The following is an 8906-nucleotide window of genomic DNA, read 5'->3' on the forward strand; positions in this document are numbered from 1 at the left end:
ATTCATCGCTCTCGCGTAAAGGGTTTCAATACGATGGATTGCTAAAATAGGTTTGACCTGAAAGCATCAGCTTTCTACTTTTACAACCGCCAAACGGTATAGACGCTGCAGTTCTAGTGCAGGTTCAGCGGTTCACGCACGGAGGTTCGTTATGAGAGCATTTTGGGGTTTGGTGATCGGCGCGGCACTGCTGATGGCAACGGCCGGCGCGCAGGCGCAGGAAAAGCTTCGGATCGGCCACGTGCTGCCGAAGGGTTCGCAGTTCAGCGAAGCCATTCGGGTGATGAACGAGGAAATCCAGCGCCGTACGAACAACAAGTATGTGATCGAGGAACATCCGGCCAGCGAACTGGGCTCCGGCCCGGCCATGCTGGAGGCCGTGAAGCTCGGCACCATCGACATGGTGCTGTCGTCGTCGGGCGGCGCGCTGGCGCAGTTCAATCCGAATGTCGGCATCCTCGACCTGATGCTGCTGTTCCGTGACGAGGCGCACGCCGATCTGGTCCTGGACGGCCCCATCGGCACCTCGCTCCTGGACTCCTTCAAGGACACCAACACGGTCGCCCTCGCCTGGGCCGAGAATGGCTTCCGCCAGCTCACCAATTCGGTCCGCCCGATCAAGGCCCCGGCCGATATGAAGGGCCTGAAGATGCGCATCGCCGAAAGCGATCTCTTCAAGAAGGCCTTCCAGACGCTGGGGGCCGAGCCCTTCAGCATGCCCTTCGCACAGCTCTATCCCGCTTTGAAGAGCGGTCAGGCCGAAGGCCAGGAAAACCCGGTCACGACGATCGTCGGCTCGAAGCTGTACGAGGTGCAGAACAACATCACGATCAGCAACCACACCTATTCGCCGGCCGTCATCCTGATCAACAAGGAATTCTTCGACGACCTGTCGCCCGAGATGAAGACCGCCTTCGTCGAAGCGGCCCGCGCCGGCGGCAAGGCGTCGCGTGAATATGTGCGCAATCGCGACCGCGAGGGGATGAAGGTCCTCAAGGCGTCGCCGATCACCATCACCACCGACTTCGATCGTGCGGCCTTCGAAAAGGCCCTTGAGCCGTTCTATCAGGAAGCGGCCAAGCAGTTCACGATGGAAAAGATCATGGCGATCAAGAACGCCAAGTAACCGTTCAAGTTCGTCGACACCAGCGGGGAGACCGGTGGGCCCGGACATTCCGCCCCTCGGCCCCTCCCCGCCCTCCTGACGCGATCCCGCGCCGCCGTCCAAGCGACGTTTTTCACAACGGGTGTCCGCATGTTTCGTTTGGCCTCGCACATGAAGATCTCGCAGAAAATCTACGCAGGCTTCATGGCCTCGATCGCCCTGATCGTGTTCCTGGGCGTTCAGTTTGTGAACAACGTCGACACCATCCGCGGCGAGCTGGAGGGGGTCATCGCCGTCGGTCACGACGCCATGAGCACGGCTCGCCTGGTCGAGATCAGCGAGCACATGGACCGCGCGGTCCTGAACTACATCGCCTCGCAATCCGAGACCGACCTCCTCAGTGCGCGCAAGGAGGTGGATGTCTTCGTGAAGGCGATCGCCGAAACCGACACCGGCACGGACCTGACGGTCGACCGCGCGAGCATCGGCGCCCTGCAGAAGGCCGCAGCCAGCTACCGCGCCGCCTTCGACGAGACCGTCGCCGCCGTCACCCGCCGCCGCGACGGGGTGGGCCAGTCCTTCCTGGTCGGGGCCCAGCTGAACACCACCGCCGTGGCCCTGGTGGAAGGCACGCAGAACATCGGCGAGGCGCCGGGGCTTCAAGCCACGCTGCGCCTGCAACAGGCGCTGCAGGCCACCCGCATGGCCGCCGCCCGCTATTTCACCACCTTCGATCCGAACGATGCCGACGCCACCAAGGGCGAGCTGACGCGCCTGCGCGAATCGATCCAGGAAGCCAAGACCGTCATCACCAACAAGCGCCTGCTGCGCTTCCTCGCGTCCATGGAGCCGCAGCTCGTCACCTTCACCAAGGGGTTGGAGGACGCGATCGGCGGCAGCCAGACGCTGATCGGATCGCAGGCCCGGATCCGCGACATCCTGTCCGAACTGCAGCAGATCGTCCGCAGCATCGTCACCGCCTTTTCCGACACGCAGACGCAGACGCAGGCGCGGGCCGCCGACGCGCTCGACGCCAGCTGGCGCCAGGCCGTCATCACGCCCGTCATCGCGGTTCTCGCCGGCATCGTCTTCGCGCTGCTGATCGCCAGATCGATCGTTGGCCCGATCCGCCGCATGACGACGGCCATGAGCGTTCTGGCCAAAGGTGACACCTCGATCGAAATCCCGGCCCTCGAAAACCGGGACGAGGTGGGCGACATGGCCCGCGCGGTCCAGGTCTTCAAGGAAAACGCCATCCACATGGAGCGGCTGCGCAACGCCCAGGAGGAGCAGCGGCTGCGCAACGAGGCGGAGAAGCGCGAGGCCATGAACAGTCTGGCCGAAAACTTCGAAAGCACGGTCATGGACGTGGTCCAGCACGTCATCCGCGAGGCCGAGGTGGTGGAGACCAACGCCCGCCTGTTTGCCAGCGTCGCCGAACAGACCGTCGAGCTGGCCACCCAGGGCGCCTCCGCCACCGAAGAGGCGAGCATCAACGTCAAGATGGTGTCGGAAGCGGTTGAGGAACTGTCCCATTCCGTCGCCGCCATCAGCGGTCAGGCCTCCCAATCCACCGAGATCGCCCGCGATGCGGTCAACGAGGCGCGCAAGACCAATGAAGTCGTCTCGGCGCTGGCCGACGCGGCCGGCCGCATCGGCGACGTCGTCCACATGATCGAGAACATCGCGAAGCAGACCAACCTGCTGGCGCTGAACGCGACGATCGAAGCCGCCCGCGCCGGCGAGTTCGGCAAGGGCTTCGCCGTGGTCGCCAACGAGGTGAAGGCGCTCGCCAACCAGACCACCGTCGCGACCGGCGAGATCAGCGTCCAGATCAATGCCATCCAGTCGACCAGCTTCAGCGCGGTGAACGCGATCAAGCGGATCGGCGAAACCATCGACCGCATGGACAGCATCGCCATGAGCATCTCGGGGGCGGTGCAGCAGCAGTTCCAGGCGACGACGGAAATCAGCGACAATCTCCGTCAGGCGGCGCTGGGCACCACGGAGGTCGCCAGCTCCATCACCCATGTGCTGCACAAGGCGACCGACGCCGGCAGTTCCGCCGAGATGCTGCTGGAAAGCTCGGGCACGCTGAGTCACCAGACCTCGCTGCTGAAGGAGGAGGTCAACTCCTTCACCGACCGCATCCGGATCGCCTGATCCGGCCGACTGCCGACCGGGCAGCACCCGAACAGCCCCCCGAACAGCGAGGCGCCGGAGCTGGGACATCCCGCTCCGGCGCCTTCTTTTTTGCCGCGACCACCCACGATCCCGGCAGGTCGGGGATCGTGGGCGGCCGATGGCGTCAATGAGGCGGTTTGATCGACAGCGGCGCCCCGACCTCACCGGCATAGACGGCGAGCAGCCGGACCAGTTCCTTGCCCTCATTGACCCCGTGGTGGAATTCCGCCGACTCCACGAAGGCGTCACCTTTCTTGTACACATAGGCGGCGCCGGTCACTTCCCGGATGGTCAGCTCGCCGGCCAGGATGTAGGTGATCAGCGGGATCGGGTGGTTGTGGACGCCGGTGTCGACGCCCGGCGGTATTTCCGTGACCCGCACCGTGACCTGCGGCTTGCCGGTCGGGTAGACGATCGGGACCCCGTTGGCGTGCGTCGTGGTCTGCAGCAGGACCGTGGACCGCGCCACCGGCGGCTTGGCCGCCCCATTGGCCGAGCTGTCGGCCAGGGCCGGCGATCCCGCCAGCAGACCCGCGGCGAGCAGGGTGGCGCCCGCAACCAGGCGACGGCGCGTGACGGCTTCGGCGATGGTCCGCCGATGTTTCGCGAATTGGATCATGGCGCTCTTCTCATCCATGGGGGGAAGGGTGAAAGGGCGCTCCCGGTTTGGAAAGTCAGACCGGCTCCGCGGCGCGGCGATTCTGCTCGCGCATCGCCAGGGAAATGAGCGCACCGGTTGCGAGTGCGGCAAGAACCAGGGCCACGCATCCGGGCCACCCGGCGGTTTTCCACAAAAGGCCGGGCACGATGGCGCCAAGGCTGCCGCCAAGATAGAAGCAGCAAACATAGAGCCCGGCAGCGGCCCCTTTGTTCGTCGTCGCCACCCGACCGACATAGCCGAGCGCCAGCGACTGGCACAGGAACACGCCGCCCAGGAAGATTCCGGTTCCGGCGACCACCGCCGTCAGATCGGGCAGCAGGAGCAGCAACTGCCCGGACGCACAGACGCCGAAGGCGACACGATAGGCGTTGCCGGTTCCCAGCAGGCGCAACAGCCGGCTGTTGACCAGCGGGGCGGTCGCACTGAGCGGATAGACCAGGAAGACGAGGCCGATTCCGGCCGCCGTCAGTTCGAAAGGCGGCTCCGCCAGATGGAATCCCAGATAGGACAGGCATCCGGTCATCGAAAACAGGACGGTGCCGCCGCACAGGCTCACCGCGCGAATCCGGCCATCCCGAAGATGCTCCCGCATGCCGCGGAAATTGCCCAGGATCGACCCGGTCCCGCGGCCGCGGTCCGGCGTCAGCCAGAGCGCGACGAAGACCGCGCAGAGTGCCGAAACCGCGGCCAGGGCGGCGAACCCGCTCTGCCAGCCGGCGATGTCGGCGACCAGTCCGGAGACGAACCGCCCGGCGAAGCCGCCGATGGCCGATCCGGTGACGAACATGCCGGTCACCGACGCGCAGCGGGTACCTTCCCAGCGGGTGCCGATATAGGCGACGGCACCGGTGAACAGGGCCGGCAGCACGATGCCCTGGCTGAAACGGACGGCCAGCAGCTCACTCAGGCTGCCGCAAAGCGTCAGCAGAAGCGTCAGCGGGACCAGGATGGCGATGGCCGCCAGCATCGAGCGCTTGCGCCCGAACCGGTCGGTCAACGGCCCGGCCAGCGGCGCCGACAGCGCGACGGCCAGCGTCGTCGCCCCGATCACCGCCCCGGTTTCCGCCGGGCTGGCCTGGAAACTGCGGGCCAGCTGCGGCAGGACCGACTGGGGGGCATAGAGCGGCAGGAACGCCGCGAAGCCCAGAAGGAAGATCGCCGCCCGCTCCCGCGGCAGGATAGGCCGCGGAGAGGAGGAGGACGTGGTCCCGGACCTGTCGTCCTCCGCCTCGCGCGCCGTCTCGGTTCGATGGCCGTCCATGGGGTCGATGCCGCGCCGTCAGTCGGTGATGTTCGGATCGAACTCGACCGCGGACTTGTCGGAATCGGTGATCTGCGGAACGCCGAAGGTGATGGTCATGCCCTCCGGTCCGCGCAGCCGGATGATGGCGTTGATGCCGTCGGCGGCGCCCCAGAACAGCTTGTGCTGGCGCACGCTCTCCTTGCGGTCGATGACCGCCTCGATCAGGCAGGGGCCGCGGGCCGCCATCGCCTCCTCCAGCGCACCGTTGAACTGCGCGAGATCGCCGGCCCGCCATGTCCGCCACCCGGAGGCCTGCGCCGCGAGCCCGATGTTCAGCGTCGGCGGCGAGATGAAGTCCATGACTTCCGGCGTCTTTGCGGTCGGCAGATATTCGAAGATGGCGCCGCCGCCGTTGTTCAGAACGACCAGCACGATGTCCAGGTCGCCGGCAAGCTGCAGGCTGCCGACATCGTGCGAAAAGGCCATGTCGCCGATGACCGACAGGGTCTTCTTCGGGCGCTGCGCCGCCGCGACACCGATCAGCGTGCCGATGGAGCCGTCGATGCCGTTCACGCCGCGGTTGGCGAACAGACGCAGCCGGGCATCGGTCCGGCCGGAGAAGCTGTCGGCGTCGCGCACGGCCATGGAATTGCCGCAGAAGAACACGGCTCCTTCGGGCGTCGCCTGAACCATCCGCCGCAGGATGGGCGCCTCCCAGAAGATCGTGTCGAAGGCGCTGCGCGACAGGCCGTCGATGTAGGCGTCGCAGGCGGCGAAGGATTGCGCCCAGGACGCCGGAGCGGCACGCAGAGCGCCCGACGCCACCAGCGCCTTGCACAGCGATTCGGGGCTGGCGCGCACGATCTCGGTCATGCGCAGGATCGGGTCCTGCCATTTGTTGGTCGGATCGACGCCGATATACTCGGTGCAGTTGGTGGTCTGCAGATAGGTCAGCACCGGCTTCGAAATCGGCGGTCCGCCGAAATTGATCACCCAATCCGGTTTGTGGGTTTCGGTGAATCGCGTCGCCCTCAGGAAAGAATCGGCGCGCGCGATCACCGGAACGTCGCTTGGCGCACCGAAACGCAGGTTGCTGAAAGGATCGGCGATGATCGGAGCGCCGAGCTGGCGCGACAGCTCGTAGATGGCGGCGGGAAAACCCGGCTCGTCGATCTCGCTGGCGCCGCAGACGATCACGCCGCGGCGTCCGGCCAGGGACTCGGCCAACCGCCGGGCGTGGTCCGCATTGACCGTCAGGACGGGGTTGGAGACCACCGGCGGCGTGGGAACGGGGCGTTTGTTGCGGAGCTTTGCCACCAGCGGGTCGCGGAACGCCTGGTTCACATGCACCGGGCCAGGGGTGGCGCCCGTCGCCTGCTCATAGATGCGGGAAACCAGCGGAGAGAGCGAATCGATGCTGGCATCGGGAAGCTGGATGTTGTGGGACGCCCGCACATGCTGGCCGAAGGCGCGGATCTGGTCGATCGCCTGTGCGGAACTCCGATCCTGGTTCTCCGGGGCACGGTCGGCGGTGATGACGATCAGCGGAATCATTCCGTAATTCGCCTCCATCACGGCGGGATAGAACTGCCCCACCGCGGAGCCCGACGTGCAGATCAGAATGGTCGGCTTCTGCGTCACGCTCGACAGGCCAAGCGCGAAGAAGCCGGCCGACCGCTCGTCGATGACGACCGACACCTTCAGCTTGGGATTGGCGCGGCAGGCGAGCGCCAGCGGCGCCATCTGCGCGCCGGGACACATCACCGCATGCGTGCAGCCGACCTCCACCAGGGAATCGATCAGGAAAGCGGACCAGGTGAAGTTCAGCTCGGCATCGCCGGATACGATTCCGCGGAAGGTCGTGTTGTCGACTTCCACCGGAGCGGCAGCCGGCGGAGCCGACGTGCTCCCTTGCGTAACCCCCAACGGGGCATTGGTGGCAATATAATCAGCCATTTCAACTTTTTTGCTCACCTAAGCCCCCATCATAAACGCAGGAGAACGTCATAAGAATTACGCACCCCCATGATAGGCGAATATCGAGCACTAATGCAATTTCAATGAGAGATTCGTACAAGGTGACAATTTTCAACAACGTTATTATGGTTTGTAGATAGTTGCCGGGTGTTGTCACCGGCATATGCACGCAAAAGCAGGACGACCCTCTCGATGGCGCTTCTTGATGGCGTTGGCCCGAAGAGGATGCGGCAGTCCGACGGCCAATGCCCGGAGCGGATCGAGCCGGAAAAAGTCGAAACGCCCCGGCTCTGATGAACCGGGGCGTTTCGAAGTGGTGTGAAGATGCAAGCTTATGCTTCGTGATTGGCGTCTCTTGAGCCTGAGTGACCTGGCGGCGACCTACTCTCCCACGTCTTAAGACGCAGTACCATTGGCGCGGAGGCTTTTCACGGCCGAGTTCGGGATGGGATCGGGTGTTTGACACCTCGCCATGACCACCAGGTCACCAAGGCTCAAGACCGACGCGTCTTCCGAAGCGCTAAGCTTGTTCAGTGCAAGTGAGGGAGGAGTATCGAACGGCTGTGCGTGCTGTCAAGGCTGCTGTTTTGAGCAGGCTTGCTGCTGCGCATGGCGCGGTTTGTGGGGGTGAGATCAAGCCGATCGAGCGATTAGTAAGGCTTAGCTTCGAGCATTGCTGCCCGTCCACATGCCTCCTATCGACGTGATGGTCTGTCACGGCTCTCAAGGGAGCTCTGGTTTAGAGGTGGGTTTCCCGCTTAGATGCTTTCAGCGGTTATCCCGTCCATACTTAGCTACCCGGCCATGCCACTGGCGTGACAACCGGTGCACCAGAGGTATGTCCATCCCGGTCCTCTCGTACTAGGGACAGATCCTCGCAAAACTCCGACACCCACGGCAGATAGGGACCGAACTGTCTCACGACGTTCTAAACCCAGCTCACGTACCACTTTAATCGGCGAACAGCCGAACCCTTGGGACCTGCTCCAGCCCCAGGATGTGATGAGCCGACATCGAGGTGCCAAACGACTCCGTCGATATGGACTCTTGGGAGTCATCAGCCTGTTATCCCCGGCGTACCTTTTATCCGTTGAGCGATGGCCCGTCCACGTGGAGCCACCGGATCACTATGGCCGACTTTCGTCTCTGCTCGACTTGTCAGTCTTGCAGTCAGGCGGGCTTATGCCATTGCACTCGACGAGCGATTTCCGACCGCTCTGAGCCCACCATCGCGCGCCTCCGTTACACTTTGGGAGGCGACCGCCCCAGTCAAACTACCCGCCATGCAGGGTCCCGGACCCGGATCACGGGCCACGGTTAGATGCCAGAGACTTCAAGGGTGGTATTTCAAGGATGGCTCCACACGAGCTGGCGCCCATGCTTCCAAGCCTCCCACCTATCCTACACATGAAGTCCCTAGCACCACTGCAAAGCTGTAGTAAAGGTGCACGGGGTCTTTCCGTCTGACCGCGGGAACTCCGCATCTTCACGGAGAGTTCAATTTCGCTGAGTTGGTGTTGGAGACAGCGGGGAAGTCGTTACGCCATTCGTGCAGGTCGGAACTTACCCGACAAGGAATTTCGCTACCTTAGGACCGTTATAGTTACGGCCGCCGTTTACCGGGGCTTCAATTCAAGGCTTGCACCTCTCCTCTTAACCTTCCGGCACCGGGCAGGCGTCAGACCCTATACGTCGCCTTGTGTGGCTTCGCAGAGCCCTGTGTTTTTAGTAAACAG

5 protein-coding genes and 2 rRNA genes (1 of these 7 running past the window's edge) are annotated in these 8906 nt (G+C 64.0%); 2 read left to right on the top strand and 5 right to left on the bottom strand.

What is annotated here, in order from left to right; translation table 11 throughout:
• Positions 1–151: 151 nt before the first annotated feature.
• Together ACCD06_RS29020 and ACCD06_RS29025 are read left to right on the top strand one after the other, a co-directional pair.
• Positions 152–1126: a TRAP transporter substrate-binding protein gene (locus ACCD06_RS29020; RefSeq protein ID WP_413345405.1), complete on the top strand. Its 975-nt coding sequence runs from the start codon at positions 152–154 to the stop codon at positions 1124–1126.
• A 129-nt stretch (positions 1127–1255) separates the two neighbouring features.
• Positions 1256–3268 carry a methyl-accepting chemotaxis protein gene (locus ACCD06_RS29025; RefSeq protein ID WP_413345407.1) on the top strand — a complete coding sequence of 671 codons (2013 nt, stop codon included), beginning with the start codon at positions 1256–1258 and terminating at the stop codon, positions 3266–3268.
• Between the two features lie 145 nt (positions 3269–3413).
• Here ACCD06_RS29025 and ACCD06_RS29030 read toward each other — a convergent pair whose 3' ends face one another.
• The 5 genes from ACCD06_RS29030 to ACCD06_RS29050 form a co-directional block, all read right to left on the bottom strand.
• Positions 3414–3908 (bottom strand): cupin domain-containing protein, encoded by a 495-nt coding sequence (locus tag ACCD06_RS29030; RefSeq protein WP_413345409.1) that lies wholly within the window; start codon positions 3906–3908, stop codon positions 3414–3416.
• A gap of 55 nt (positions 3909–3963) precedes the next feature.
• Complete coding sequence (locus ACCD06_RS29035; RefSeq protein ID WP_413345411.1) at positions 3964–5211, bottom strand: MFS transporter; 1248 nt, start codon at positions 5209–5211, stop codon at positions 3964–3966.
• Positions 5212–5229: 18 nt separating this feature from the next.
• Entirely contained in the window at positions 5230–7149 is a 1920-nt protein-coding gene (gene menD / locus ACCD06_RS29040) for a 2-succinyl-5-enolpyruvyl-6-hydroxy-3-cyclohexene-1-carboxylic-acid synthase (protein WP_413345413.1), read from the bottom strand.
• 389 nt (positions 7150–7538) lie between these two features.
• Positions 7539–7654: ribosomal RNA gene (gene rrf / locus ACCD06_RS29045) — 5S ribosomal RNA — on the bottom strand.
• Between the two features lie 145 nt (positions 7655–7799).
• Positions 7800–8906: ribosomal RNA gene (locus ACCD06_RS29050) — 23S ribosomal RNA — on the bottom strand; it runs 1638 nt beyond the window's last position.

It is taken from the genome of Azospirillum sp. CT11-132, assembly GCF_047302835.1.
In the GTDB taxonomy this organism is placed as follows: Bacteria; Pseudomonadota; Alphaproteobacteria; order Azospirillales; family Azospirillaceae; genus Azospirillum.

What these genes read in the sequence shown, in the direction of transcription:
- ACCD06_RS29020 (WP_413345405.1), top strand. Translation starts at nt 152, where the DNA reads ATGAGAGCATTTTGGGGTTTGGTGATCGGCGCGGCACTGCTGATGGCA.
- ACCD06_RS29030 (WP_413345409.1), bottom strand. Translation starts at nt 3,908, where the DNA reads ATGATCCAATTCGCGAAACATCGGCGGACCATCGCCGAAGCCGTCACG.
- ACCD06_RS29025 (WP_413345407.1), top strand. Translation starts at nt 1,256, where the DNA reads ATGTTTCGTTTGGCCTCGCACATGAAGATCTCGCAGAAAATCTACGCA.
- menD (WP_413345413.1), bottom strand. Translation starts at nt 7,149, where the DNA reads ATGGCTGATTATATTGCCACCAATGCCCCGTTGGGGGTTACGCAAGGG.
- ACCD06_RS29035 (WP_413345411.1), bottom strand. Translation starts at nt 5,211, where the DNA reads ATGGACGGCCATCGAACCGAGACGGCGCGCGAGGCGGAGGACGACAGG.